A 24,986-nucleotide genomic window follows, 5' to 3' on the forward strand; every position below is an offset into this window, starting at 1 on the left:
ATGGTTTTCCTGGTTCCCGTTTAAGCCACCCGAGCCGCCGACGGCAGGGCCGTCATCGCCTCGGACAGCGCCGTGCCGCCTTCGAGTACCTCCAGCTTCAACAGCGCCATCGCCTCCAGGCTCAGGTATCGCCTCTCGGCCTGCCATTCGTCGTTTTGCTTCAGAAGCACCATCCCGACCAACCTCAGCAGCGAGTTTCGGTTCGGGAAGATGCCCACCACATCCGCCCGGCGGGCGATCTCGCGGTTCAGCCGCTCCAGGAGGTTCGTGCTGCGGATCTTGCTCCAGTGCAGCTGGGGGAAGGCGAAGTGCGCCAGGATATCCTCCCTGAAGTCCCAGAGCATCCGGCTCACCTCGGGGTGACGGGCCTCCAGGGTCTCGGCGACTCGGTCGAGTTGCGCGTCCGCCGACGCGCGATCGGGTTGGACGAAGACGGTCCTCACCGCCGCGGTCACCATCGCCTGGGCGGACTTCGCAACCCGAGCCTGGACGTTGCGCATGAAATGCACGGTGCACCGCTGCCAGCTTGCACCCGTCAGCACCGCCCGGATCGCCCGCTGGAGGCCGACGTGGGCATCGCTGATCACCAGCTGGACCCCTCGCAGGCCCCGTGCCACCAGGCTTTGCAGGAACTCATGCCAGAAGGCCCCGTTCTCGCTGCTGCCCGCATCGATGCCGATCACCTCCCGGTGCCCGTCGTCGTTGAGGGCGTAGGCCACGACGATCGCGTTCGAGGTCACCCTGCCCCCTTCCCTGACCTTGAGGTGGGTGGCATCGAGCCATAGATAGGGGTAGCAGCGGCTCAAGGGGCGGCTCCTGAAGGCATCGACCTGCTCGTCCAGGGTGGCGCAAATCCGGCTGACCTCGCTCTTGGAGAGGTTCTCCACGCCCATCGCCTGCACCAGGTCCTCGACCTTGCGAGTGCTGACCCCATGAACGTAGGCCTCTTGGATGATGCTGACGAAGGCCTGCTCTGCGCGGCGCCGCGGTTCCAGGAAGCTCGGGAAGTACGAGCCCTTGCGCAGCTTGGGGACGGCGAGGTCGAGCGTGCCAACTCGCGTGTCCCAGCGGCGCGCACGGGTGCCGTTGCGCTGATTGGTGCGAGCTTCGCTGCGCTCGTGCTTGCCAGCGCCAATCAAGTGCTCGACCTCTACGGCCATGACCTGCTCCACCAGAGCCATCAAGGCCTGCCTCAGGAAATCGGAGTTCCCCTCGCCCAGGATCTTGCCTACGAGCTCGCCCACGGTCATGCTGTTATTGGTCGTCGTCATGGTTACGTCCTTTCCGGTGTGTTGCAACTACGGAAAGACCATGACGGCGGCTTCTTTTCAAGGTGCCGGTCGGATTTACACCAGTCTATGGGACGCTACCTGAACCAGTGACCTCACCGAGAGAGCACATATCCAGGCCAGATGCGAAGGGGGAAGTGATGAGGCATCGAATCTTCACCTCCTATGTTCGCACTGTCATAAAGCCAGTGAACTGCTCAGCGGTGAACGCTACTGGCATTGGTTTGAAAAGCGCAGCATTGTTGACGTTCCCGCTCAGGTCTACTTTGCCAAGGGTGGCACTTGGGAAGACCTGCTTACACGTTATTGCTCAGTCAATGGCACGTCCGAGACTCCGTGAAACAATCCTGTTTCATTCGTTTCATTTGTTTCACATCCGATCCAGAAATTGACCCAAAACCGACTGAGCGATAATTAGACAAAAAGAAGAAACCCCCAGCCATTGGCTGGGGACCTAGTGGGCACAACTGGATTCGAACCAGTGACCTCTACGAGGTCAAAGACCCATTTCGACAAACCAACCCTTATCGCAAGACGCGAAGGTAGAGATCATGGGCGCGTTGCCCGCGGGCGGTGTAGCCGATGTCAAGCTTGAAGCCGTCCGTCACATGGACGTTGCTCTCGGCCCAGTCAATCATCTCGTTGAAGGTGGCTGGTATGGCCTTTACGGGACCGACGTGCCGGTGATGCACGTACCACTGGGCGGGGATGTCCAGCGTCACCATGCCTTCCGGCAGCGTCTCCACCGTCGATACCTCGGAACAGATGACCTGAGTGAACTGTGTTCCCTCTTGCTTGAACGAGATGTCCATCAACGCCTCGCCCACGCGGTTTTTGATCTCCCCGCGACGACTCAGAAAGGCGTCCCAAGCAGTTAGCATGGCCCGGGAGAGGTGATCCCAATCCGCGACCACTTCGACCCCGACCACCTTGATCGGTGCTTTTTGAACCAGTTTCATGAGTACGCTCGCTTACTTCCGCAAAGAATAGAAACCCTGCTATTTCACCAGCGGGTCATTAGTGGGCACAACTGGATTCGAATTTAAGGAAGAATGTGCCGCTGCTCAGACCAAAATTACCTGCCAAGAGACTCCGAAACGGTCGTTCACCCAGCCGAACTGACGGCTGAAGTCGTACGCGCCCAGCGGCATCAAGGGCGACCCGCCGTCACTCAAGGCCTCGTACAGGCGCCGAACCTCGTCCTCGGACTCGCATTCAATGAAGATGGAAAAAGCCGGCGTGAAAGAGAAGGCGTGCTTCACGGGGCTATCAAAGACCATGAACGTCTGTCCAGCAAAGGACAAGTTCGCTCGCATGACCTTACCTTCGCGTTCAGGTAGCTCCGCGCCAAAGCGGTCAATAACGGCCACCTCAGCGCCCGGAAAGACGGAAACGTAGAAGTTGATCGCCTCCTCCAGATTGCCCTGGAACATGAGAAACGGTGTCACCGATTTGATCATCGACTTGCCTACTATTCCTTTCCCGCACCAGCACGAGCTTGAAGGCTTTCCAAAACAAAGACCCTCAGCGATTGCTGAAGGTCTTGCAGTGGGCACAACTGGATTCGAACCAGTGACCTCTACGATGTCAACGTAGCGCTCTAACCAACTGAGCTATGCGCCCTCGAAAGTGAGGGAGAGGCGGCACCCAGATTCGAACTGGGGGTGGAGCTTTTGCAGAGCTCTGCCTTACCACTTGGCTATGCCGCCGAAAAAATTGGACCCTCGGGTGCCAGGCACCTTGAGGCTCAAGCCGACTCAAAAGTGACCTTTCGAGTGAGAGCGGGTGACGCGATTCGAACGCGCGACAGCCTGCTTGGGAAGCAGGTACTCTACCAGCTGAGTTACACCCGCGAAGCTTCCTTACTATACCCAGCCAGGCCATACGTGTCAACCCACCCCCGCGCTCCTCTTAGCCGAAATCCACACAGGAAGTTAACTTTACATTTCTTGACACCATTTCCACCCCCCTCCTAGGATAGGGGCGCTCCGAGGCCGCAGCACCGCATGGTTGCTTGCTCGAAGGGTAATCGCGCATCCCGAATGTCAATCGAGAGGAGGGCCCCCTCATGGCCATCGAGCTGAAGCCCGAGTTGCAGTCCGCGCAGCAGCCAAGCATCCTGCCGCAGGTTCCTACACCCCTCAAGACCATCGAAGCCACGCCGAGCATCAAGGACCGGATCTCGCTGCGCGTGCTCAACATCCCCAATTTCCAGGAGGCCACCCTCCGCACCCTGATCACGCCCAGGATCGAGGTCGATCAGGGCGAGCAGATCGTCTCCATCGTCTCCCAGGGGCTCAGCCTCTCCGAAGAGAAGCGCGTCGAAGGCGAGCAGGCCATCCTGATCGAGGTCGCCGCCCGCTACCGGCGCGGCGAGGGCGCCATCAAGCAGCTTTATCGCTACCTGGTCTTCCAGGAGAACGGCACCACCTACTGCCAGCGCCTGCCCATGGGATCCTGGGCGCCGAGCGAGCCCGACACCTGCTTCGAGTGGCTCGGGCGCGGCGGGCTGCAGCAAGGGGACTTCGTGCTTCTGCCCCGCAAGCGCCTGCCGTCGAACGTCGAGGAGATCGAGCGCCCCAAGGCGGCCGGCCTCTGGCAGCGGGCCGTGGGGGGCCTCAAGAGCTTCTTCAGCGATCCCGCCCACGACGAAGAGGTCATGAGCAGCGACTGGGGGCGCCTCATCGGGCGCCACAACCCGGTGGACTGCACCGTCTACCGCAAGGAGAGCAGGCTCTACCTGGTAGCCCCTCACGACACGGTGGTCGATCACCCGGAGCACGCCACCCTCGTCGTCCCGGCCGGGACCTACGAGGTGGTCGAGGACCGGGCGAGCAGCTACTGGCGCAAAGCGATCGACTAGCACGATCGCCGCGCGCCTGGCCATGCCTAGCACCAGAGGCCTGAGCCTGGGCCTCGCGCTCACCCTCTCGCTCCCCGAGCCGGCCGAGGCGATCAGCCTCCCCCTCGACGGCCGGGTGGACACCGCCCCGCGCGAGGCCCTGGACCTCAAGCGCGCCTCGCCCCGCCAAGAGGTGCCTCCATGGCTCGACTGGGCCCTCAAGGTCGCGAACGGCAGCCTGTTCAGCCTGCCGCAGCCCACCTGGGAGGGGCCGCTCGCGACAGCGGGAAGCCTCTGGCGGCTGGAGCTGGACCTCGGCTACAAGAAAAGGCCCGACCTGGGGGTCGGGCCAACGGTGGGACTGCTCGGGCGACTCCGGTGGCTGCCTTGGGTGGCGGAGGCCCAGGTCAGCGTGCTTGGCACCCAGGGTGGCCTCGGCGCGTCGGGCGAGCTCATCTTGAGTGCCGCGCCCATGCAGCTCCGGCTGCGAAGCTGGACCTGCCCCGGAGCTAGCTCTGCTGGCCTGTCGGTGTCGCTGAAGCTGACTCAGCGGTTTTGACCGGGGGCAGCGCCTCCAGGTAAAGCAGGGTGTAGGCGACGGTCGCGAAGACGTCCACCCCGATCAGAAAGAGCCACCCCACCAGGCCGAGGGGAATCGGCAGAAGGCTCAGGAAGGCGGCCGCCATGTAGGCCACGCCGTGGACGCTCATCACGCCCATGGAGAGGCCGAAGTGACGGCGCAGCACCGTGAGGCTGGCCTTCCAGGCCTCGGGCCAGGACATGGCACCGAGCACCACGGCCTGCTTCCAGTACAGCAGTCCCATGCTCACCAGGGCGAACCACAGCCCGGCGCCGCAGATCCCGATGAAGAAGCGGTTGGCCGCCTGCAGCAGGGCGGGATCGAGCGAGAGCAGGACCTCGGGCTTGGTCTGGGCCTGCTCGAGGAGACCGGGCAACAGGTCCTTCAGCTTGTTCAGGGCCTCGGGGCCGGCCCAGGAGGCCCCTCCCACGACGAGGGGGATGGCCACGACGGCGACCAGGAGGCCGAAGACGATGGTCCCGCCAATCAAGGGGACGAAGTGCCGGCCGATGGCGACGAAGAAGTCGTCCCAGACCGGAGGCTGGTCGCCGTCGGCCCCCGCGATGAGGGCGTACCAGCCGGCCGTCACCGCCAGGGTGATGAGGGCCGTGACCAGGAGGATGATTCCCATCTGGGGGGTGGCCTGGGGGGCCATCAGGCTGGAGAGCAGCGCGATGCCGAGGGGCGGGGTCCACAGGATGGGCTGGGACACCGTGAGGCGCGCGGCGCGCGCGACGAGTTGCTTGAGGGACTGCATCCGGGTATCCTTGATCGAGGCGCTTGGCGACACGGCGCCAGCCTTGAAGGTGCCGGAATCCATGCTACCGGGATTCCCATGGGCTGTCCACAACGCGCGTTCAGAGCGGAGGGTGACGTGATCGCGACCTGGATGGACGTGTTCGGCGTCCTGATCCTGAGCTACAACGTCTTGCGGGGGCTCACCACGGGCCTCATCCGCACCAGCGTCGGGGCGATCGCCGTGGTGATCGCGACCTACGCCGCCTGGCAGTACCAGGGGCTCGTCGCCCCCTTCGTGGACTCCTTCGTGCCTCCCACGTGGCCCCTGGCCATCTTCGCCCGCCCCGTCCTGACGTGGGCGATCGCCTTCAGCGCAGTCAACGTGATCGGCAGCCTGGTGCGCCTGATGGTGCGACTGACGCCGCTGATCCTCGCCGACCGGATCGGCGGGGCCGTCTTCGGCCTGATGACCGGGGTGGTGGTGCTCGCGACCCCGCTTCTGCTCCTCGCGCACTTCCCCCTGCTTCAGCAGATCCCGCAACTCCAGGAGGCCATCGCCCACTCGCACATCGCCGGGGCGATCATGCCGCTCATCGCGGCGGTGCAGCAGTGGGCGCCGGTGATCACCGGCGGTCAGCTGATCTAGCGCGTCTAACAAAACTGATCCGTCAAGCCGCCCAAGGCGGCCAGCGACCGTAACATGCCTGGTTTTGTTGGATGCTCTTTGGTTCTCAGGGCTCGCAGAAGGCGGGCTTGAAGGCGGCCTCGTCCACCTTGACCCCGGGCAGGGGCATGCGGATCGTCAGGAAGCTGTCGCGCACCAGCAGGTGATCCGCGGTCAACAGACTGAAGCCCGCCTCCTCGAAGGCGCGCGCCTTGGCCGCCTGATAATCGGGCGCCCAGGCGAGGACCACGTTCTCGGGGTAGCCGCGCAGCTTGCCAAGTCCGAAGCGCAAGAGCGGCTCGTAGAGGTGCTCGTAGCCGGGATGTACCGTCAGGCGCAGGCTCTGGGGACTGTGGCGGAAGTGGCCCAGGATCCGCAGGTACCCCACCACGACCCGATCGGCGTTCTCCAGCACGTAGCGGCGGTCCTCGAAGAGGCCCAGCTTGCGGCGCCAGCGCGAGAAGTTGTGCTCGATGAACCCCAGCTCGAAATCCTCGGCCGAGCGCGAGTCGACGAGCCGGACGCTCGCGGGCGTGCATGCGTTGTGCAGGGCCAACAGGGCCTCGGCGTCCTTGGGGCGGTAAGCGCGCAGCCCCTCGGGCGGCTCGACGGGCGCGTAGTCGGCCAGGCGCTCGGGGGAGAGCTGGTAGTAGCAGAGCGTCGCGTAGGTGCGAAAGCCCTTCTTGGCGTAAAGCCCCAGGGCCGCCAGGTTGCGCGTGTCCACCTCGAGGGTGAAGCTCTTGACCCCCATCCCGCCGTAGGCGTCGAAGACGTGGTCGAGCAGCGCGGTCGCCACCCCCCGGTGGCGATAGTCGCCCGCGACCGCCATGTAGTCGATGTGCCAGCGGGTCTTCTGGTGGTTGCCGGGGCTGGTCTGGATGAAGCCCGCGATCGCCCCATCCACCTCGGCCACCTGGAGGTTCATGGTGTACTGGTAGGGATTCGGGAAGAGCGAAAGGGCCCGCACCAGCGGGTACATCTGCTGCCACCGGACCAGCTGGCCGGTCATGTCGACGCCGCGCCGCTCGAACTCCTCGGTGAACGATCCTTCGAAGATCGTCTTGAGGGCGGGCAGGTCCATGAAACGGACCGGACGGATCATCGTGAGGCTCCCCCGATCAGACGCTCTCGGTCCCCTTGCGCCGAGCGTCGGGACACTCGATAATGGACGGCGTAATTCTAGCAAGGTTGAAGACGCAAATCAACAAGGGGCGCCAACATGGCAACCGCGAACACCCGTAAATCCTCCCTGATCGCCGACAACCGGCGAGCCTTCCACGAGTACCACATCCTCGAGCGCTTCGAGACCGGCATCGCCTTGACCGGCACCGAAGTCAAGAGCCTGCGGATGGGCCGGGCCAACCTCAGCGACAGCTTCGCGCGCATCGAGGACGGAGAGGTGTGGCTCCACCACATGCACGTGGCCCCCTACACCCACGGCAACCGCTACAACCCCGATCCGCTGCGCAAGCGCAAGCTCCTGCTCAAGCGCATGGAGATCTCGCGCCTGATCGGCAAGACCAAGGAGCAGGGCCTGACCCTCATCCCCCTCAAGATCTACTGGCACGGCGACTGGGCCAAGGTCGAGCTGGGCCTTGCCAAGGGCAAGCAGCTCTACGACAAGCGCGACGCCCTCCACGCCAAGGACGCCAAGCGCGACATCGAGCGGGCCCTGAAAGAGCGTCACCGCGGGGGGTAAGGCCCGGTAAAGGCGAGGTTACGCCTTGACAAAGGGACCCCCGCTGCTATACTGAATCGTCGGTAATACGCGCCCAATTGTCGTGTCGTCCAGCTGGTGCCCGGAAGGAGGTTTCCCGTGCTCTTGGATGTGGAAACCCTGCTTCAGGCCCCGGAGAGCGAAACCCGCGTCGCGTTCAGCGAGCTCGTGGAGTTTCCGGCCGACCTGGGCTCCCTCAAGCGTCCCCTTTCCGGTGAAGTGAGGATCTCCCGCGCCGTCGACGAGAGCCTCTTCACCCTCACGGGCCACCTGGAAACGACCGCGGACCTGGTCTGCGATCGCTGCCTGGGACCGACCCCCGCCGAGATCTCCTTCGATCTCGACGAGACGCTCGAGGTGACCGAGACGCCGACCCAGGCGCTCGAGGTCGATGAGGCCGTCGCAGCGACCGGGGAGATCGACCTCTCCGACCTGTTACGGCAGCACCTGCTGTTGAATCTGCCCAGCCGCAGCCTCTGCGGGTGCGAGCCCGAATACCTCGCGAAGCACAAGCCCCTCGACCCGCGCTGGCGTAAGCTCGAAGCCTTGCTAAGTCGAACCACTGAGGAGGAATCCAAGACCCATGGCTCAACCTAAGAAGAAGACTTCCAACTCCAAGCAGTGGCACCGCCGCTCGCACTGGAAGGCGAAGGCCCCCAACCTGACCACCTGCACCAACTGCCGCGCCCCCAAGCTGCAGCACACCGTTTGCCGCACCTGCGGCTTCTACAACGGCAAGCAGATCCTCTCGGTCGCTCAGTAAGCAGACCTTCGAGGCCCGGTTCGCTCCAATGCCCGACATTCGCATTGCCCTTGACGCCATGGGCGGGGATCACGCCCCGGCCGAGATCGTCAAGGGTGCGGTCGAGGCCTTGCGAGCGGACCGGGCCTTGTCCTTGGTGCTGGTCGGCGACGAGGCGCGGCTGAACGCCGAGCTTTCGCCGTACGCCGGCGAGAACCTCTCCCTCTCCGTGGTGCACGCCGCGGAGGTGATCCAGATGGACGAGGCCGCGAGCGCCGTTCGCAAGAAGAAGGACGCCTCGATCGTCGTGGCCATGGACCAGGTCAAGGCCGGCCACTGCCAGGGCGTGGTCGCCGCGGGATCCACCGGGGCCGCCATGGCCGCCGCCCTCCTGCGCCTCGGCCGCGTGCGCGGCATCGAACGGCCCGCGATCGCCGTGGTCATGCCCACCCTCAAGGGCCCGGTGGTCCTGCTGGACGTGGGCGCCAACGTGGACTGCAAGCCCCTCTACCTCGCCCAGTTCGCCCGCATGGGCGACGCCTACGCCCGGGCGGTGCTCAAGATCGCCGAGCCCCGCGTGGGGCTCGTGAACATCGGCGAGGAGCCCGGCAAGGGCGACGAGCTGGCGCTCGCGGCCCACCAGCTGCTCGCCGAGACCCGGGGGCTCCGCTTCATCGGCAATGTCGAGGGGCGGGACCTGCCGCGAGGAAACGTGGACGTGGCGGTGTGCGACGGCTTCGTCGGCAACGTCATGCTCAAGCTGGCCGAGGGAATGGGCGACCTCTTCAACGGCCTGCTCAAGGAGCAGATCAACCAGGGCGGTCTCGCGGCGAAACTCGGCGCGGCCCTCTTGCTGCCCGTGTTCAAGCGCTTCAAGAAGCGCCTGGATCCCGCCGAGTACGGCGGCGCCCTGCTCCTTGGCGTCAACGGCATCTGCGTCATCAGCCACGGCTCGAGCAAGGCGCAGGCCATCGTCAACGCCATCCGCGTCGCCAAGGAAGCCATCCTCGCGGACACGCTCGGTCTACTGGCGAATGCCGAACTGGCACAGAACGCCATCCTCGCGGACACGCACGATCTGCTGGCGAATGCCGAACCGGGCGAGCCCCTCGCGCCTCCTACCGGCGGCGGCGCGGCATGAGATACTGGACAGACCCGTCTGTCCCGTCTTGAGAAAGAGCCCCATGACCACTTCCCTGCTCCCCGTCTCCGTCATCGGTTGCGGCTACCACGTCCCCGAGCGGATCATGACCAACGCCGAGTTCGAGACCTTCCTCGACACCAACGACGCCTGGATCCGCGAGCGCACGGGCATCCGAGAGCGCCGCATCGCGTCGCCGGAGCACGCCATGAGCGACATGGCGATCCCCGCCGCCAGGCAGGCGCTTGCGCACGCGGGGGTCGAGGCCTCCGAGCTGGATCTCATCATCGTCGCGACCTCCACCCCGGACATGGCGATGCCCTCGACGGCCGCCCTGGTGCAGCACGCGCTCGGCGCGTCCCCCGCGGCCGCCTTCGACATGGAGGCCGCGTGCAGCGGCTTCGTCTACGGGACCGTCGTCGCCGCCCAGTTCCTCGCCACGGGCATGTACCGCACGGCCCTGGTCATCGGCGGCGACCTGCTCTCCAAGTACATCAACTGGCAGGACCGCGGCACCGCCGTGCTCTTCGGTGACGCCTGCGGCGCGGTCGTGCTGCGCGGCGGCGAGGAAGAAGGCCTACTCGGCAGCTACATGGGCGCGGACGGCGCGGGTTCGTCCCACATCCAGATCCCCATGGGCTCGCGCGTGCCGCCGACGGCCGAGACGGTCGAGGCCCGGCAGCACACCGTCCACATGAACGGCCGCGAGACCTACAAGTTCGCCGTCGAGATCGTGCCCAAGTGCGTCGACGAGATCGCCCGGCGCACCGGCGTCCCGGTGGAGGCGATCGATCACTTCGTGCTGCACCAGGCCAACTACCGCATCATGGAGGCCGCCGCCAAGCGCATGGGCGTTCCCATGGAGAAGATGATCGTCAACGTGGATCGCATGGCCAACTCCAGCGCGGGCACCGTGCCCGTGGCCCTGGCCGAAGCGGTCGAGGCGGGCACCATCAAGAAGGGCGACCTGGTCTGCCTGGTGGGCTTCGGCTCGGGCCTGACCTGGGCGAGCGCGCTGCTGCGCTGGACGTGCGATCGCCCCTTCCCCACTCGGGCCTAGCGGCCCTGCCCCCTTCCCCACCCGGGCCTAGCGGCCCACGAGGAGGCATCATGAAACTCGTATTTCTGTTCCCTGGCCAGGGCTCCCAGGTCGTCGGCATGGGCAAGGCCCTCGCCGAGGCCTTCCCCGAGGCCATGCGCACCTTCGAGGAGGCCGAGGAGATCCTGGGCCTGCCCGTGCGCAAGCTGTGCTGGGAAGGCCCCGAGGAGACCCTGCGCGCCACCGAGAACGCCCAGATCGCGCTCTTCGTGACCTCGATGGCCGCCCTGCGCGCCTTCAGGGCCCTGGGCGCCCCGGAGCCCGCCTTCTTCGCTGGCCACTCGCTCGGCGAGTACTCGGCCATCTGCGCTGCGGGCGCGCTGGACTTCGCGACGGCCCTCAGGCTGGTGCGCCTGCGCGGCGAGCTGATGGCCAAGGCCGAAGCCGGCACCATGGCAGCCGTCATGGGCCTCGAGGCGGAAAAGCTCGAAGCCCTCTGCCGCGAGGCCAGCGCGACGGTGGTCGTCGCCAACTACAACTCGCCCGATCAGCTCGTCATCTCGGGCACCCCCGAGGGGGTCGCCGAGGTGAGCCAGAAGGCCGCCGAGGCCGGTGCCAAGCGCGTCGTGCCCCTGGTCGTCGCGGGCGCCTTCCACTCACCCCTGATGGAAGTGGCGAGCGAGCAGCTGACCGCTGCGCTCGCCAAGGCCCCCTGGCAGGACACCCTCGTCCCCGTCGTCACCAACGTGGACGCGCTGCCGACCACGCGCGCGGCCGACTTCTCGGCCAAGCTCGCCAGGCAGCTCGCCTCGTCGGTCCGCTGGACCGACTCCCTGCGCCGGATGATGGCCGAGGGCGAGACGACCTTCGTCGAGCTGGGGGCGGGCAAGGTGCTCTCGGGCCTCGTGAAGAAGCTCGATCGCAAGGCACCGACCCTCGCCACGGAAGACCCCGAGGCCCTTCGCAAGGCGATCGATACCCTCAACGTCCCGGTGTCTGTGTAGCAAGCGTGGTAGAATCTGATCTTTCATCCCTCTCGTCCTGACCGGACACGAACCAAGGCAGTCTCATGAACGCACTCGACGCAAAAGTCGCACTCGTCACCGGCGGCAGCCGCGGCATCGGCCGCGCCTGCGCCATTGCCCTCGCCAAGCTCGGCGCCAAGGTCGCCATCAACTACGTGAGCAACTCTTCGGCTGCGGATGCGGTCGTCGCGGAGATCACCCAGGCCGGCGGCGAGGCCAAGGCCATCCAGGCCGACGTCTCCAGGGCCGATGACGTGGATCGCCTGATCAAGGACGTCCTCTCCTGGGGCGACGGCAAGATCGACGTGGTGGTCAACAACGCGGGGATCACCCGCGACACCCTGCTCTTGCGGATGAGCGAAGAGGACTGGGATGCGGTGCTCGACACCAATCTCAAGAGCGTCTTCCTCGTCTCCAAGGCCGTGGCCAAGCCCATGATGAAGCAGCGCGCCGGACGGATCATCAACGTCTCCAGCGTGGTCGGCGTCATGGGCAACGCGGGCCAGGCCAACTACGCGGCCTCCAAGGCGGGCATCATCGGCTTCACCAAGTCGCTCGCCAAGGAGCTCGGCAGCCGCAACGTTCTGGTAAACGCCATCGCCCCGGGCTTCATCAGGTCCGAGATGACCGACAAGCTCACCGACGACGTCCAGAAGACCTACCTCGACTCGCTCCCCCTGGGGCGCTTCGGGGATCCCGAAGAGGTGGCCGCCCTGGTCGCGTTCCTCGCGACCGGCGGAAGCTACATCACCGGGCAGGTCATCAACGTCGACGGCGGCATGCATACCTAACCCCTCACCCACCCATCAACGGAAGGAACATTCAAATGAACGAGCAAGAACTCTTTGAGAAGGTCAAGCAGATCATCGTCGAGCAGCTCGGCGTGAGCGCCGACGAGGTCACCATGGACGCCTCCTTCACCGAGGATCTGGGCGCCGACTCGCTGGACACCGTCGAGCTGGTCATGGCCCTCGAAGAGGCCTTCGAGGTCGAGATCCCGGACGAGGACGCCGAGAAGCTGACCACCGTCCGCACCGCGATGGACTACATCAAGAAGCACCAGCCCGCTTAAGCGGTCACCACCAACGGTCGCGGCGGGGCATCCCCGCCGCGACCGCGCTTAGTAGCGTCCTGGGCCAGGGCGCGATACCATGTTGGTAATCTCCGGTTTCGATTCGTTCGCGGAAGGCCCTCCGCGCTAGCCCTGCGGCTATACTTCTAGAGAGGCACCTCGTCGCCATGAAACATCGCGTCGTCATCACCGGCCTGGGAGCCATCACCCCTCTCGGCTCCTCGGTGACCAAGTACTGGGAAGGCCTCAAGGCCGGCAAGAGCGGCATCGCCGCCATCGCCTCGATCGACGCCTCGGCTTTGCCGGTGCGCTTCGCCGGCGAGGTCAAGGACTTCGATCCGACCGAGTACATGGAACGCAAGGAAGCCAAGCGCACCGCGCGCTTCACCCACTTCGCCGTCGCTGCAGCCAAGCAGGCCTGGGCCGATGCCGGCCTCGACAAAGACGCCCTCGACATGGAGCGCGTCGGCGTCTTCATCGGCTCGGGCATGGGCGCCCTCGACGTGATCGAGGAGGAGACCCTCAAGCTCCGCGACAAGGGCGCCGACCGCGTCAGCCCCTTCCTCATCCCCTCGGTCATCGTGAACATGGCAGGCGGCAACGTGGCCATCCACCTGGGCGCCAAGGGCCCCAACCTGTGCCACGTCTCGGCCTGCTCCACCGGCGCCCACGCCATCGGCGACGCCTTCCGCCAGCTGCAGTTCGGCGAAGTCGACGTCATGCTCGCCGGCGGCACCGAGGCGACCATCACCCCGCTCGCGATCGCGGGCTTCGCATCGGCCAAGGCCCTCTCCACCGGCCACGCCTCGGGTGATCCCACCCGCGCGAGCCGCCCCTTCGACGTGGACCGCAACGGCTTCGTCATGGGCGAGGGCGCGGGCGTCCTGGTGCTCGAGACCCTCGAGCACGCCAAGGCGCGCGGCGCGCGGATCCTGGCCGAGGTCGTCGGCTACGGCCTGACCGACGACGCCCACCACATCACCATGCCCGCCCCCGAGGGCGAGGGCGTCCAGCGCGCCATGAAGAAGGCGCTCAAGGAGGCCGGCCTCGAGCCCCAAGACGTGGACTACATCAACGCCCACGGCACCTCGACCGGCGCCAACGACAAGTACGAGTCGGCCGCCTACCGCGGCGTCTTCGGCGCGCATGCCAAGAAGATCCCCATCTCCTCGACCAAGAGCATGACGGGCCACCTGCTCGGAGCCGCCGGCGCCGTCGAGGCGATCGCCTGCGTCATGGTCCTCAACGAGGGGATCCTGCCGCCCACCATCAACCTCGAGACGCCCGACCCCGAGTGCGACCTGGACTACGTGCCCAACGCGGCGCGCCAGGCCGAGGTGGACGTCTGCATGACCAACAACATGGGCTTCGGCGGCCACAACGCGAGCCTCGTCTTCCGTCGCTTCGCGTGAGCCGGCCGGTCCTCGAGTTCGTCGAGAAGGTCCTCGGCCTGCCGGTGCGGGGCGAGGACCTCTTCGAGCAGGCCCTGACCCACTCCTCCTTCACGGGCCACCCTCACTACGAGCGGCTGGAGTTTTTGGGCGACGCGGTGCTCAAGCTGGTCGCCTCCGCGTGGATCTACGAGCGCTTCGGGGCGCTCTCCGAGGGGGAGATGACCAAGATCCGCGCGCGGATCGTCTCGGACGCCACCCTCTCGACGATCGCTCGCCGCCTGGATCTGCCGGGCTACATGCGCTTCGGCAAGGCCGAGGAGCGCACCGGCGGCCGCAAGAAGGTCGGCAACATCGCGGCCTCGCTCGAGGCGGTCTTCGCCGCGGTGCACCTCACCTACGGCCTGGAGGTCGTCACGGCCCTCATCCGTCAGCTGCTCGAGGCCGAGCTGGTGACGGCCGCCGAGGCCCCCGGCGCCGAGAACTCCAAGGCCCTCTTGCAGGAGCTGACCCAGGAGCGCTTCGGGACCCTGCCGATCTACCGGGTGACCGGCGGCGAGGGGCCCCTGCACCACCACACCTTCTTCGTGGAGGTCGAGGTGGAAGGCAGCGTCCTCGGCCACGGCAAGGGCGCCTCCAAGAAGCAGGCCGAGCAAGCCGCGGCGGCCGTCGCCCTCGTGGCGCTCGAAAGGTCCGAACCATGCGCAAAACCCTGATCGCCCCCTCCGTCCTGTCCGCCGACTTCGCCGACCTCGGCGGCGAGCTTCGCCGGATCGAGAAGGCGGGCGCCGACTGGGTCCACCTGGACGTCATGGACGGCCACTTCGTGCCCAACATGACCTTCGGCCCCGGCGTCATCACGGCCATGCGGCCCCACTCGAACCTGCCCTTCGACGTCCACCTGATGATCGAGTCGCCCGAGCAATACCTGCTCGCCTACAAGCAGGCGGGCGCCGACCTGCTCACGGTCCACGCCGAGGCGTGCCCGCACCTGCACCGCACGGTCCACGGGATCAAGGAGATGGGCATCAAGGCGGGGGTCGCCCTGAACCCCTCGACCAGCGAGGAAGCCCTGCGCTACCTGATCCAGGACCTGGACCTGGTGCTCGTCATGAGCGTCAACCCGGGCTTCGGGGGCCAGGGCTTCATCCCGGGGGTGCTGCGCAAGATCAAGGCCATCCGCGAGATGGCGGACGCCGCCGGACGCGACCTGCGCATCGGGGTGGACGGCGGCATCAACGTCACGAGCGGCCGCCAGGTGGTCGAGGCCGGCGCGGACGTCCTGATCGCGGGGTCCTACGTCTTCGGCGCGCCGGACGCGGCCGAGGCGATCGCGTCGCTTCGGAGCTAAAGGCCCTTCAAGCGGCCACGGGCACCACCCTCGGCGTTCTCTATCGACACGGGTATGATTGTAGCGACGATGACGAGCGGGAAGGCGGCGTGAAATGAGCCCGACGATTCACCGGGAGCGTGGGTTTGCCTTCGTGCTCAACACGGACGATCACGAGCCCCCTCACCTGCATTTGTTCAAAAGCGAATGGGAAGCTAAGATCGCTCTCGGGGATCTGAAAACGCGACCATGGGTAATCGACCCGGGCAGGATGCCAGGACACGAGGTACGAGAGGCAATACGCTTGGTCATGCGCAATCAGGGGCGCTTTCTTGCGGAATGGAGGAAGTACCATGGCTGACTGGAAGCCAACCTGGCAAGAGCCGACCGACACGGAGCTAGACGCGGAGATCGAGGCCGCCCGGGTGAGGGCGGACAGATCCCGTGAAGACGCGGTACTCGCCCTATCAGCCCGCTACGATCGCGCAACACGGCGCGTGATCGTGGAATTGAACACGGGTTCGACCTTCATCTTTCCGGTGGATAGGGTGCAGGGCCTGCAAGGCGCGACGGATGACGATCTCGCCACCATTGGCGTGATGCCGCTTGGCGACCTGCTGGAGTGGCCCCGCCTGGACTGGCATTGCAGCCTTCCTGCCTTGATGGCCGGGCACTACGGCTCGAAGGCATGGATGGAGCGGCAGCACACGACGCAGCCCGAGCAGCACCGTGCAGCCGACGGCTGAGCAAACCACGCCTCACTGCGCTTTTCGATGTACGGCGATAGTCGTGTAGCCTAAACACGCATCACGCCTTTATTTCATGTAATAATCAAGCAGGATTTGGCTGACCACGCCAGGTTCAGCCAGCTTGTCTTGCGGAATCATCCGGTCGCTCGGCATTTAATCCGAACACTGCTAGGAAACCAATTCATGTCCAACCCGAATCTCTCATCCTTCATCTGGTCCGTCGCAGACCTGCTACGCGGTGATTACAAGCAATCTGAGTACGGCAAGGTGATCCTGCCCTTCACCGTGCTGAGGCGCCTAGACTGCGTCCTCGAGGAGACCAAGCCAGCGGTCCTCGCCGAGAAAGCGCTGAGGGAAAAAGCCGGGCTCAACCCCGAGCCCTTCCTGCTCAAGAAGTCCAGGCAGTTCTTCTTCAACACCTCCCCCCTCGATCTCAAGAAGCTGATGGGGGACCAGGACAACATCGGCGAGCACCTGCGCTCCTACATCCAGGGTTTCTCGCCGGCGGTGCGGGACATCTTCGAGAGCTTCGAGTTCCACACCCAGATCGACAAGCTCTCGAAGGCAGGCCTGCTCTACCTCATCACCGAGAAGTTCGCGAACATCGACCTGCACCCCCAGGTCGTGAGCAACGCCCAGATGGGCCTCGTGTTCGAGGAGCTGATTCGCAAGTTCGCCGAGCTCTCGAACGAGACCGCCGGGGAGCACTTCACGCCCCGGGAAGTCATCCGGCTGATGGTCAACCTCCTGTTCATCGAGGACGACGAGGCGCTCTCGAAGCCGGGCGTGGTTCGATCGCTCTATGACCCCACCGCCGGGACAGGGGGCATGCTGAGCGTGGCCGACGACCACCTTGCGTCGCACAACCCTGACGCCCGTCTTGCCATGTACGGCCAGGAGCTCAATCCGGAGTCCTACGCAATCTGCAAGGCCGATATGCTCATCAAGGGCCAGGACATCGCCAACATCGTCCAGGGCAACACGCTCTCGGCCGATGGGCTCCCGGGCAAGCACTTTGACTACATGCTCTCGAACCCGCCCTTTGGGGTCGAATGGAAAAAGATCGAGCGCGAGATCCGCAAGGAAGCCGAGGACCTCGGCCACGCGGGTCGCTTCGGCCCCGGCCTGCCCCGGGTGAGCGACGGCTCGCTTCTCTTCCTGCTGCATCTCCTCTCCAAGATGCGCCCATCGAAGGATGGGGGTAGCCGCTTCGGCATCGTCCTGAACGGATCGCCGCTCTTCACGGGCGCCGCCGGCTCGGGCGAGAGCGAGATTCGCCGTCACGTCCTGGAGAATGACCTCGTCGAGGCCATCATCGCGCTACCGACCGACATGTTCTACAACACGGGCATCGCCACCTACGTCTGGATCGTGAGCAACCGCAAGCCCGAGCGACGCAAGGGCAAGGTCCAGCTCATCGACGCGAGCAACTTCTTTCAGAAAATGCGGAAGAGCCTCGGCAGCAAGCGCAAGGAGCTCGGCCCCGAGCACATCGACGACATCACGCGGCTGTTCGGCGGCTTCGAGGAGGTCACTCGCGACGGCATCCCCATCAGCCGCATCTTCCGGAACGAGGACTTCGGCTACCGGACGATCACTGTCGAGCGCCCTCAACGGGACGAGCAGGGCCGTGTCGTTCTGGCCACGAAGGGCAAGGCCAAGGGCAAGCCCATGCCGGACACGAGCCTTCGAGATACCGAGAATGTACCGCTATCGGTGGATGTCGAGGCATACTTCAAGCGTGAGGTGCTGCCCCACGCCGCCGATGCCTGGATCGAGCACGAGAAAACGAAGGTCGGCTACGAGATCCCTTTCAACCGTCAATTCTATGTCTTTCAGACACCCCGACCGCTTGCTGAGATAGATGCGGAGCTCAAGGGTGTAACTGAACGGATCATGGTGATGCTCGGGGGGCTCTCGTCGTGAGCTTCAAGCGCTATTCGACGTACAAGGCCAGCGGTGTCAAATGGCTAGATGTAGTGCCGTCTCACTGGGAAATGAAGCGACTCCGCTATGTAGCTGCCCTGAATCCACCCAGGTCCGAAGTGAGCGACCTTCCTGGTTCAATGCCTGTCTCTTTCCTTCCGATGGAGTTGATTGGCGACGACGGTACCCTACGCTTGCTCAACGAAAAGAAGCTTGACGACATCGGTACTGGCTACTCGTATTTCCGCGAGGGTGATATCACGATCGCCAAGATTACTCCTTGCTACGAAAATGGAAAAGGCGCCCTGATGCAAGGGCTTGTCAATGGAATTGGGTTTGGAACCACTGAGCTAATTGTCGTCCGTCCCAACCCGGAGCTGGCAAGTGGTGCTTTCCTGCACTACCTCTTCAACTCTTCGGAGTTCCGGAAACTCGGTGAAGGTCAAATGTACGGGGCGGGAGGACAAAAGCGGATCCCTGATACCTTCGTACGGGACTTCAAAGCCGCGCTCCCCCCCCTAGTTGAGCAAGGTGCCATCGTAGACTTCCTCGACCGTGAGACGGCAAAGATCGATGTACTCGTGGCCGAGCAGCAGCGGCTTGTCGAGTTGCTGGAAGAGAAACGCCAAGCTGTCATCTCTCATGCCGTGACCAAGGGATTGAATTCCGAGGCTGCGATGAACGACTCAGGTATCAAGTGGCTTGGGGAAGTGCCCGCTCATTGGAAGGTCGTTTGTGTAAGGCGAATCATAGAACGGTTCGAGCAAGGCTGGAGTCCAGATTGCCTCGGATTCTCCGCAGAAGAAGGGTCTTGGGGCGTTCTCAAGTCGGGCTGCGTCAATTGGGGTGTCTTCAATGAGAATGAGAACAAGGCGCTTCCTGAAAGCCTCGAGCCAATTCCTGCACTGGAGGTTCGAGCAGGTGACGTGCTGATGTCTCGCGCAAGCGGATCTCCGGAATTGATTGGGTCAGTGGCTTACGTATACTCAACAAGGCCCGCGCTGATGTTGTCAGACAAGATTTTTCGGCTTCACCCATCGCCTTCTATCAACCCTGAGTATCTAGTCGCAGTGTTTAACTCGACCTGTGTTCGGGCTCAGATCGTCAGTTCAATCAGCGGCGCGGAGGGGCTGGCCAACAATCTTTCACAGGCATCTATTAAGAGCTTCTACCTGGTGCTCCCCCCTCGCGACGAGCAAGCTGCAATCATTGCTTTCATCAAGCAGGAAGTAGCGCTGCTTGATCGCCTATCTGAAGAGACCAAGAGAGCAATCGCTACTCTTCAGGAACGCCGTTGCGCTCTCATTTCAGCGGCCGTAACCGGACAAATCGACGTCCGCACACCGGTGGAGGCCCTTGCTGTATGAGCGACCTGAAGCTGTTCCGATATGATGAGCAGTCAGCCACCGCCCTTCCGGGCGATGCGCGTCCGATTGAGAAATCCCTTCAGAAGCTAATCGAAAGCCAGATGGAGACCTTCCTCGGCGTGCGCTGCCTGGCAAGCGAGTACAGCACGGGGAAGACCCACAAGGGACGCATCGATAGCCTCGGCCTCGACGAGAACGGCTGCCCCGTCATCATCGAGTACAAGCGCCACATCAACGAGAACGTCATCAACCAGGGCCTGTTCTACCTCGACTGGCTGCTCGACCACCAGGCCGAGTTCCGCTGGCTGGTGATGGAGCAGCTCAACAAAGAAGATGCGAACAACATCCAGTGGCAGGGCACCCGCCTGCTGTGCATCGCCGCCGACTTTACCAAGTACGACGAGCACGCCGTGGCGCAGATCAACCGCAACATCGAGTTGATCCGCTACAAGCTGTTCGGGCCTGACCTGCTTCTTCTCGAACTCGTCAACGCGGTGAGCGGCCCGAGTACCGCGCTGACGACCACAAACACATCAGAGCCAGAGCTAGAGCCCGTCGTTACTTCGGAGAAGTCAACCACCAAGACCAATGCCCAGCAAATCGGATCTGCCTCCCCCGCGCTGCGTGGTCTGCTCGAACAAATGGAAAGCTTCATCACCTCACTGGGCGACGACGTCCAAGTGAATCCGCTCAAGTTGTACACGGCCTACCGGCGCTTGCGCAACTTCGCGTGCTCCACTGTCGTGCCCAAACAAGACGCCCGCATCCTACTCTGGCTGAGCATCGACCCCGCCAGCGTGCAGCTCGAAGAAGGCTTCACCCGGGATGTCAGCAACATCGGCCACTGGGGCACGGGAAATCTGGAGGTCTCAATCCGCGATGAGCGGTCGCTTGAGAAAGCAAAGGCCCTCATTCTGCGCTGCTACCAGGAGAGTTGAAATGCCCTCACTGCACCAAGAGATCAGCTTCGAGACCGAGATCTGCGACCATCTGGCCGCCAACGGCTGGCTATACGCGGAAGGGGATGCCAAGGCCTATGATCGGGCTCGAGCGCTTTTCCCCGACGATGTCCTGACCTGGGTGCAGGCTACCCAGCCGAAAGCATGGGAAATCCTCACCAATAACCACGGTGCCAAGGCCGCTGAGACCCTTCTCGACCGCCTGAGGGACCAGCTCGACAAGCGCGGAACTCTGGACGTCTTGCGCCAAGGCATCGAGCTCCTGGGCCTGAAGCAGCCGCTCAAGCTGGCCGAGTTCAAGCCCGCACTCGCCATCAACCCCGAGATCCTGGAGCGCTACGAGACCAATCGCCTGCGGGTCATCCGCCAGGTGCGCTACTCTCTCCACAATGAGAACTGCATCGACCTCGTACTCTTCCTCAACGGCCTGCCCGTCGCCACGGTCGAGCTCAAGACGGACTTCACCCAGAGCATCGCCGACGCCATCGACCAGTATCGCTTCGACCGCCAGCCCCGCCCCAAGGGCTTTCCCGCCGAACCCCTCTTGAGCTTCCCGAGCGGGGCCCTGGTTCACTTCGCCGTGAGCAACAGCGAGGTCCACATGGTGACGCGCCTGGAAGGCCCCGAGACCGTCTTCCTGCCCTTCAACCTGGGCAACGAGGGCGGGGCTGGCAATCCCCTGAATCCAAAGGGGGGGCACCGCACCGCCTACCTCTGGGAGCAAATCTGGGCGCGCGAGAGCTGGCTCGAGATCCTCGGGCGCTACCTCACCGCCCAGCGGGACAAACAAAAGAAGCTCACCCGCATCATCTTCCCGCGCTTCCACCAGCTCGACGTCACCCGCAAGCTCCAGAAGGCGGTCCTGCGGGACGGCCCCGGCACGAAGTACCTCATCCAGCATTCGGCGGGCTCGGGAAAGACCAACTCCATCGCCTGGACGGCGCACTTCCTGGCCGAGCTCCACGACGCCAGTCATAACAAGGTCTTCGACACGGTCATCGTCATCTCGGACAGGACCGTCATCGACACCCAGCTTCAGGAGGCGATCTTCGACTTCGAGCGGACGACCGGCGTTGTCGCGACCATCCGGGGAGAAGCCAACAGCAAGAGCGGGGAGCTCGCGAAGGCCCTGTCAGGCTCCAAGAAGATCGTCGTCTGCACCATCCAGACCTTCCCGTTTGCCCTCCAGGAAGTCCGCAAGCTCGCGGCCACCCAGGGCAAGCGCTTCGCGGTCATCGCGGACGAGGCTCACAGCTCGCAGACGGGCGAAGCCGCGGCCAAGCTCAAGGCGCTCCTCTCCCCCGAAGAGCTCGAAGCGCTCGGTGACGGCGGCGAGGTGAGCACCGAGGATATCCTCGCCGCTCAGATGGCAGCCCGTGCCGATCACGCGGGCATCACCTTCGTGGCCTTCACCGCCACCCCCAAGCACAAGACGCTTGAGCTCTTCGGAACCCGACCCGACCCGTCGAGCAACCCCGGCCCGGAAAACGTGCCGGCCCCCTTCCACGTCTACTCGATGCGGCAGGCCATCGAGGAAGGATTCATCCTCGACGTGCTGCGAAACTACACGCCGTACGCTCTGGCATTCAAGATCGCCAATGGCGGTGAGGAGTTCGACGAAAAGGCCGTCGACCGTAGCGCCGCCCTGAAGAAGCTCATGGGCTGGGTGAAGCTCCACCCCTACAACATCGCTCAGAAGGTCCAGGTGGTCGTCGACCATTACCGCACCCAGGTCGCGGGTCTGCTGGGCGGCAAGGCCAAGGCGATGGTGGTGATCAGCAGCCGCCTCGAGGCCGTTCGCTGGCAACTCGCCATCCAGAGGTTCATCCTCGAGCGAGGCTACAAGATCGGGACGCTCGTCGCATTCTCCGGAGAGGTCGCCGACGAGCAGTCCGGCCCCGAGCCGTTCTCCGAGAACAGCAAGACCCTGAATCCACGCCTCAAGGGGCGGGATATCCGGAAGGCCTTCGAGGGCGACGAGTACCAGATTCTACTGGTCGCCAACAAGTTCCAGACGGGATTCGACCAGCCGCTGCTCTGCGGGATGTACGTCGACAAACGCCTGGCGGGCATCCAGGCGGTCCAGACCCTTTCGCGCTTGAACCGGGCATACCCCGGAAAAGAGACGACCTACATCCTCGATTTCGTCAATGACCCTGCCGACATCCTCGCAGCCTTCAAGACCTATCACACGACAGCGGAGCTCTCAGGGACCACCGACCCCCACCTCGTGTTCGACCTCCGTGCCAAGCTCGACTCGCAGGGCTATTACGACGACCACGAGGTAGAACGCGTGGTCCGGGCGGATCTCAACCCGAACTCCAAGCAAAGTGACCTGGTGAAGGCCATCGAGCCGGTTGCCGATCGCCTGATCAAGCGCTACAAGGCGGCTCAAGCCGCCTTCCGCTCAGCCAAGGCTCACGGAGATTCGCAGGCGAGCCAGGACGCGAAGAGCGAGCTGGATGCCATGCTCCTCTTCAAATCTGACGTCGGGGCCTACATTCGGCTCTACACCTTCCTCTCCCAGATCTTCGACTACGCAAACACCGACATCGAGAAGCGCGCGATCTTCTTCAAGCGCCTCCTGCCGTTGCTCGAGTTCGGGCGCGAGCGCGAGGAGATCGACCTATCCAAGGTGCAGCTCACCCATCACGGCTTGAAGGAAAAAGATAAGGCCGCCATGGACCTGTACCAGGGAAAGAACATCAAGCTCGACCCGCTCACCGCGCCCGGTACCGGAAGCCCACAGGAAAAGGAGAAGGCGCGCCTCGAGGAAATCATCGAGAAAATGAACACCCTGTTCGAGGGTGAGCTCACCGACAATGACAAGCTGGTCTACGTGAACAACGTGCTCCTCGGGAAGTTGCTCGAGTCCACGAAGTTGGTCCAGCAAGCCGCCAACAACACCAAGCAGCAGTTCGCCAATTCGCCGGATCTCAAGAACGAGCTTCTTGATGCCATCATGAGCGCCTTCGATGCCCACACGACCATGAGCGCTCAGGCGCTCAACTCGGAGGCCGTGCGAGGAGGCCTCCAGGACATCTTGCTGAACTACTCGGGGCTTTGGGAAGCCCTGAGAACAGAGGCAGGATCTGTAATGCCTGACCTGCTGGCGCTTCGCCAATCTATAGACTCCACGGTGATGGAGCAGAGGATATCACCGGCGTGGGTGGGCGAGCCCCGGGATGGCGCAAAAGAAGACGATGGTATTCGAGCCAACCGGCTTTGATGATACCGAATGGAGCAAAAAGGGGAGGCTCGTAGCCTCCCCCGATGCTATTCAGTTGGGTTCAAGCTAGTGGTCCCGATGCGAGCGCCAGCTCATGCGATCGGAACTGCCCCGGTCCCCGTGGTTGATGCCGCCGAAGGCATCGTTCTTCTGGGGATCCGCCTGCTTGGGGATGGGCGCCGGGAAGGCGGCTTTCCACTTGGGGGCGATGCCCTTGAGGGGCCTGGGGGTCTTGGTGAACCGCGACGTAGGCTCCATTGCCATGCGTGAGTTCCTCCTTTGGTTGGACATGAACGGCCCGGCGGGCCGATCGCACCGGCGACTCGCACCGGTGCATGGAAGATGGCGAACGTATTTAAGTAATCTACATCTTAATATAAGTTTGCCTTTCAGTCAAGTGTCATCCGTCACTTCACAAAACGCAAGCCGGTCCAGGTTTTCGAAGGTCCCCCCGCGAGGAATAAAAGCTGAAGCACGCATGAAAAGGGGGTTTCAGCGATCATGGTTCCTCGCAGGCTACTCCTTGCCTCCCTCGGGGCGATCCTGGTCGGGTGCAGCGCGCCGCAGACGCTCGCGATGGCCGAGAGGGCTCCCGAGCCCGGCTCCTTCTTCATCACCCAGTACACCCACCCGGTCTATCACCCCGAGCCGACCCCTCTCGAGAACGCCAACTGCGGGCCCACCAGCCTCGCCATGGCCATCACCGCCTACGGCAAGGTGCCCTATTCCTATCAGGGCAGCCGCGACAAGCTGATCGATGCCGTTCGCCTCGCCATGACCGGCCAGAACGATATAGGGACCTGGACTTACCCCGCTCAGTTCCCGGATGCGGCCAAACGGTTCGGCCTCGCCACCCAGATGGTCCACGGGGGCGCCGACGGCGTCCTGCGGCAGCTGGCCGTCCCCGGGCGCATGGTGATCGTCAACGTCAACCCGACCCCCGCCTACGCCGAGCAGCTCGCCCACCCCTTCAATGGCGGGCACTTCGCCCTGGTGACCGGCTTCGACGGCGAGCGCATCCACCTCAACGACCCCCTGGCGGCGACCCCGGTCACCATTACCCGCAAGCAGCTCGAGCTGGCCCTCACCACGCCGCTCGGCGACGGCATCGCCCCATTCAACGGGGGCATCGCGGTCTGGGCCAGCCGGTAAAATCACCCGCCGCCAGGGCCTGCCGGCTTGATAC

General features: G+C 64.1%; 26 protein-coding genes and 3 tRNA genes. 20 read left to right on the forward strand and 9 right to left on the reverse strand.

Going from position 1 to position 24,986, the window contains the following annotated elements:
- Positions 1-20 precede the first annotated feature (20 nt).
- From V6D00_03490 to V6D00_03515, 6 genes are all read right to left on the reverse strand, one after another.
- Positions 21-1,271, reverse strand: coding sequence for an IS256 family transposase (locus V6D00_03490; GenBank protein ID HEY9898225.1), 1,251 nt, complete (start codon positions 1,269-1,271; stop codon positions 21-23).
- A gap of 542 nt (positions 1,272-1,813) precedes the next feature.
- Positions 1,814-2,248 carry a GyrI-like domain-containing protein gene (locus V6D00_03495; GenBank protein ID HEY9898226.1) on the reverse strand — a complete coding sequence of 145 codons (435 nt, stop codon included), beginning with the start codon at positions 2,246-2,248 and terminating at the stop codon, positions 1,814-1,816.
- 105 nt (positions 2,249-2,353) lie between these two features.
- Entirely contained in the window at positions 2,354-2,749 is a 396-nt protein-coding gene (locus V6D00_03500) for a VOC family protein (GenBank protein ID HEY9898227.1), read from the reverse strand.
- 89 nt (positions 2,750-2,838) lie between these two features.
- Positions 2,839-2,912: transfer RNA gene (locus V6D00_03505), tRNA-Val, on the reverse strand.
- A gap of 15 nt (positions 2,913-2,927) precedes the next feature.
- Positions 2,928-2,998: transfer RNA gene (locus V6D00_03510), tRNA-Cys, on the reverse strand.
- Positions 2,999-3,069: 71 nt separating this feature from the next.
- A tRNA-Gly gene (locus tag V6D00_03515) sits at positions 3,070-3,142 on the reverse strand.
- 215 nt (positions 3,143-3,357) lie between these two features.
- Between V6D00_03515 and V6D00_03520 the strand changes: the two genes are divergently transcribed.
- Together V6D00_03520 and V6D00_03525 are read left to right on the forward strand one after the other, a co-directional pair.
- Positions 3,358-4,152, forward strand: coding sequence for a hypothetical protein (locus V6D00_03520; protein ID HEY9898228.1), 795 nt, complete (start codon positions 3,358-3,360; stop codon positions 4,150-4,152).
- Positions 4,153-4,174: 22 nt separating this feature from the next.
- The gene (locus V6D00_03525; protein ID HEY9898229.1) at positions 4,175-4,690 is read left to right on the forward strand and encodes a hypothetical protein; all 516 of its coding nucleotides are present in this window, start codon (positions 4,175-4,177) and stop codon (positions 4,688-4,690) included.
- Here the strand turns inward: V6D00_03525 and V6D00_03530 are convergent.
- On the reverse strand, positions 4,641-5,531 hold the full coding sequence (locus V6D00_03530) for a hypothetical protein (GenBank protein HEY9898230.1): 891 nt from the start codon (positions 5,529-5,531) through the stop codon (positions 4,641-4,643). The genes V6D00_03525 and V6D00_03530 overlap by 50 nt on opposite strands.
- A 54-nt stretch (positions 5,532-5,585) precedes the next feature.
- Here V6D00_03530 and V6D00_03535 point away from each other — a divergent pair, with 54 nt between their 5' ends.
- Positions 5,586-6,095, forward strand: a complete 510-nt coding sequence (locus V6D00_03535; GenBank protein ID HEY9898231.1) for a CvpA family protein — start codon at positions 5,586-5,588, stop codon at positions 6,093-6,095.
- Between the two features lie 85 nt (positions 6,096-6,180).
- Here the strand turns inward: V6D00_03535 and V6D00_03540 are convergent, their stop codons facing one another.
- Positions 6,181-7,215, reverse strand: a complete 1,035-nt coding sequence (locus V6D00_03540) for a GNAT family N-acetyltransferase (GenBank protein HEY9898232.1) — start codon at positions 7,213-7,215, stop codon at positions 6,181-6,183.
- Positions 7,216-7,332: 117 nt separating this feature from the next.
- On the opposite strand from V6D00_03540, the gene smpB reads away from it, so the two are divergent.
- From smpB to V6D00_03620, 16 genes are all read left to right on the forward strand, one after another.
- The gene (gene smpB / locus V6D00_03545; protein HEY9898233.1) at positions 7,333-7,812 is read left to right on the forward strand and encodes an SsrA-binding protein SmpB; all 480 of its coding nucleotides are present in this window, start codon (positions 7,333-7,335) and stop codon (positions 7,810-7,812) included.
- A 117-nt stretch (positions 7,813-7,929) separates the two neighbouring features.
- A complete protein-coding gene (locus V6D00_03550; protein HEY9898234.1) occupies positions 7,930-8,427 on the forward strand; it encodes a YceD family protein in 498 nt (165 codons plus the stop codon).
- Positions 8,414-8,593, forward strand: coding sequence for a 50S ribosomal protein L32 (gene rpmF, locus V6D00_03555; protein HEY9898235.1), 180 nt, complete (start codon positions 8,414-8,416; stop codon positions 8,591-8,593). Before V6D00_03550 ends, rpmF begins: the two co-directional genes overlap by 14 nt.
- Before the next feature lie 28 nt (positions 8,594-8,621).
- Positions 8,622-9,713, forward strand: coding sequence for a phosphate acyltransferase PlsX (plsX, locus tag V6D00_03560; GenBank protein HEY9898236.1), 1,092 nt, complete (start codon positions 8,622-8,624; stop codon positions 9,711-9,713).
- Positions 9,714-9,756: 43 nt separating this feature from the next.
- Complete coding sequence (locus V6D00_03565; protein HEY9898237.1) at positions 9,757-10,773, forward strand: beta-ketoacyl-ACP synthase III; 1,017 nt, start codon at positions 9,757-9,759, stop codon at positions 10,771-10,773.
- A 50-nt stretch (positions 10,774-10,823) separates the two neighbouring features.
- Positions 10,824-11,756, forward strand: coding sequence for an ACP S-malonyltransferase (gene fabD / locus V6D00_03570; protein HEY9898238.1), 933 nt, complete (start codon positions 10,824-10,826; stop codon positions 11,754-11,756).
- A 65-nt stretch (positions 11,757-11,821) separates the two neighbouring features.
- Positions 11,822-12,568 carry a 3-oxoacyl-[acyl-carrier-protein] reductase gene (gene fabG, locus V6D00_03575; protein ID HEY9898239.1) on the forward strand — a complete coding sequence of 249 codons (747 nt, stop codon included), beginning with the start codon at positions 11,822-11,824 and terminating at the stop codon, positions 12,566-12,568.
- Between the two features lie 35 nt (positions 12,569-12,603).
- The gene (acpP, locus tag V6D00_03580) at positions 12,604-12,849 is read left to right on the forward strand and encodes an acyl carrier protein (protein HEY9898240.1); all 246 of its coding nucleotides are present in this window, start codon (positions 12,604-12,606) and stop codon (positions 12,847-12,849) included.
- Positions 12,850-13,016: 167 nt separating this feature from the next.
- The gene (fabF, locus tag V6D00_03585) at positions 13,017-14,261 is read left to right on the forward strand and encodes a beta-ketoacyl-ACP synthase II (protein ID HEY9898241.1); all 1,245 of its coding nucleotides are present in this window, start codon (positions 13,017-13,019) and stop codon (positions 14,259-14,261) included.
- Entirely contained in the window at positions 14,258-14,956 is a 699-nt protein-coding gene (rnc, locus tag V6D00_03590) for a ribonuclease III (protein HEY9898242.1), read from the forward strand. Before fabF ends, rnc begins: the two co-directional genes overlap by 4 nt.
- Complete coding sequence (gene rpe, locus V6D00_03595; GenBank protein HEY9898243.1) at positions 14,941-15,591, forward strand: ribulose-phosphate 3-epimerase; 651 nt, start codon at positions 14,941-14,943, stop codon at positions 15,589-15,591. The genes rnc and rpe overlap by 16 nt, the downstream gene beginning before the upstream one ends.
- A gap of 332 nt (positions 15,592-15,923) precedes the next feature.
- The gene (locus V6D00_03600) at positions 15,924-16,316 is read left to right on the forward strand and encodes a DUF2442 domain-containing protein (protein HEY9898244.1); all 393 of its coding nucleotides are present in this window, start codon (positions 15,924-15,926) and stop codon (positions 16,314-16,316) included.
- 186 nt (positions 16,317-16,502) lie between these two features.
- Positions 16,503-18,245, forward strand: coding sequence for a class I SAM-dependent DNA methyltransferase (locus V6D00_03605; protein ID HEY9898245.1), 1,743 nt, complete (start codon positions 16,503-16,505; stop codon positions 18,243-18,245).
- Positions 18,242-19,612 carry a hypothetical protein gene (locus V6D00_03610; protein HEY9898246.1) on the forward strand — a complete coding sequence of 457 codons (1,371 nt, stop codon included), beginning with the start codon at positions 18,242-18,244 and terminating at the stop codon, positions 19,610-19,612. Before V6D00_03605 ends, V6D00_03610 begins: the two co-directional genes overlap by 4 nt.
- A complete protein-coding gene (locus tag V6D00_03615; protein ID HEY9898247.1) occupies positions 19,609-20,550 on the forward strand; it encodes a DUF5655 domain-containing protein in 942 nt (313 codons plus the stop codon). Before V6D00_03610 ends, V6D00_03615 begins: the two co-directional genes overlap by 4 nt.
- A gap of 1 nt (position 20,551) precedes the next feature.
- Positions 20,552-23,800, forward strand: a complete 3,249-nt coding sequence (locus V6D00_03620) for a type I restriction endonuclease (GenBank protein HEY9898248.1) — start codon at positions 20,552-20,554, stop codon at positions 23,798-23,800.
- Between the two features lie 66 nt (positions 23,801-23,866).
- Here the strand turns inward: V6D00_03620 and V6D00_03625 are convergent, their stop codons facing one another.
- Positions 23,867-24,064, reverse strand: a complete 198-nt coding sequence (locus V6D00_03625; GenBank protein HEY9898249.1) for a hypothetical protein — start codon at positions 24,062-24,064, stop codon at positions 23,867-23,869.
- A gap of 237 nt (positions 24,065-24,301) precedes the next feature.
- Between V6D00_03625 and V6D00_03630 the strand changes: the two genes are divergently transcribed.
- Positions 24,302-24,952, forward strand: coding sequence for a C39 family peptidase (locus V6D00_03630; protein HEY9898250.1), 651 nt, complete (start codon positions 24,302-24,304; stop codon positions 24,950-24,952).
- Positions 24,953-24,986 lie beyond the last annotated feature (34 nt).

This window comes from Pantanalinema sp., from assembly GCA_036704125.1.
In the GTDB taxonomy this organism is placed as follows: Bacteria; Cyanobacteriota; Sericytochromatia; order S15B-MN24; family UBA4093; genus JAGIBK01.

Bases quoted from the DNA above. Each gene is read 5' to 3' on its own strand.
- V6D00_03490 (HEY9898225.1), bottom strand. From the start codon at position 1,271: ATGACGACGACCAATAACAGCATGACCGTGGGCGAGCTCGTAGGCAAG.
- V6D00_03495 (HEY9898226.1), bottom strand. From the start codon at position 2,248: ATGAAACTGGTTCAAAAAGCACCGATCAAGGTGGTCGGGGTCGAAGTG.
- V6D00_03500 (HEY9898227.1), bottom strand. From the start codon at position 2,749: ATGATCAAATCGGTGACACCGTTTCTCATGTTCCAGGGCAATCTGGAG.
- V6D00_03520 (HEY9898228.1), top strand. From the start codon at position 3,358: ATGGCCATCGAGCTGAAGCCCGAGTTGCAGTCCGCGCAGCAGCCAAGC.
- V6D00_03525 (HEY9898229.1), top strand. From the start codon at position 4,175: ATGCCTAGCACCAGAGGCCTGAGCCTGGGCCTCGCGCTCACCCTCTCG.
- V6D00_03530 (HEY9898230.1), bottom strand. From the start codon at position 5,531: ATGGATTCCGGCACCTTCAAGGCTGGCGCCGTGTCGCCAAGCGCCTCG.
- V6D00_03540 (HEY9898232.1), bottom strand. From the start codon at position 7,215: ATGATCCGTCCGGTCCGTTTCATGGACCTGCCCGCCCTCAAGACGATC.
- smpB (HEY9898233.1), top strand. From the start codon at position 7,333: ATGGCAACCGCGAACACCCGTAAATCCTCCCTGATCGCCGACAACCGG.
- rpmF (HEY9898235.1), top strand. From the start codon at position 8,414: ATGGCTCAACCTAAGAAGAAGACTTCCAACTCCAAGCAGTGGCACCGC.
- plsX (HEY9898236.1), top strand. From the start codon at position 8,622: ATGCCCGACATTCGCATTGCCCTTGACGCCATGGGCGGGGATCACGCC.
- V6D00_03565 (HEY9898237.1), top strand. From the start codon at position 9,757: ATGACCACTTCCCTGCTCCCCGTCTCCGTCATCGGTTGCGGCTACCAC.
- fabD (HEY9898238.1), top strand. From the start codon at position 10,824: ATGAAACTCGTATTTCTGTTCCCTGGCCAGGGCTCCCAGGTCGTCGGC.
- fabG (HEY9898239.1), top strand. From the start codon at position 11,822: ATGAACGCACTCGACGCAAAAGTCGCACTCGTCACCGGCGGCAGCCGC.
- acpP (HEY9898240.1), top strand. From the start codon at position 12,604: ATGAACGAGCAAGAACTCTTTGAGAAGGTCAAGCAGATCATCGTCGAG.
- fabF (HEY9898241.1), top strand. From the start codon at position 13,017: ATGAAACATCGCGTCGTCATCACCGGCCTGGGAGCCATCACCCCTCTC.
- rpe (HEY9898243.1), top strand. From the start codon at position 14,941: ATGCGCAAAACCCTGATCGCCCCCTCCGTCCTGTCCGCCGACTTCGCC.
- V6D00_03600 (HEY9898244.1), top strand. From the start codon at position 15,924: ATGGCTGACTGGAAGCCAACCTGGCAAGAGCCGACCGACACGGAGCTA.
- V6D00_03605 (HEY9898245.1), top strand. From the start codon at position 16,503: ATGTCCAACCCGAATCTCTCATCCTTCATCTGGTCCGTCGCAGACCTG.
- V6D00_03615 (HEY9898247.1), top strand. From the start codon at position 19,609: ATGAGCGACCTGAAGCTGTTCCGATATGATGAGCAGTCAGCCACCGCC.
- V6D00_03620 (HEY9898248.1), top strand. From the start codon at position 20,552: ATGCCCTCACTGCACCAAGAGATCAGCTTCGAGACCGAGATCTGCGAC.
- V6D00_03625 (HEY9898249.1), bottom strand. From the start codon at position 24,064: ATGGCAATGGAGCCTACGTCGCGGTTCACCAAGACCCCCAGGCCCCTC.
- V6D00_03630 (HEY9898250.1), top strand. From the start codon at position 24,302: ATGGTTCCTCGCAGGCTACTCCTTGCCTCCCTCGGGGCGATCCTGGTC.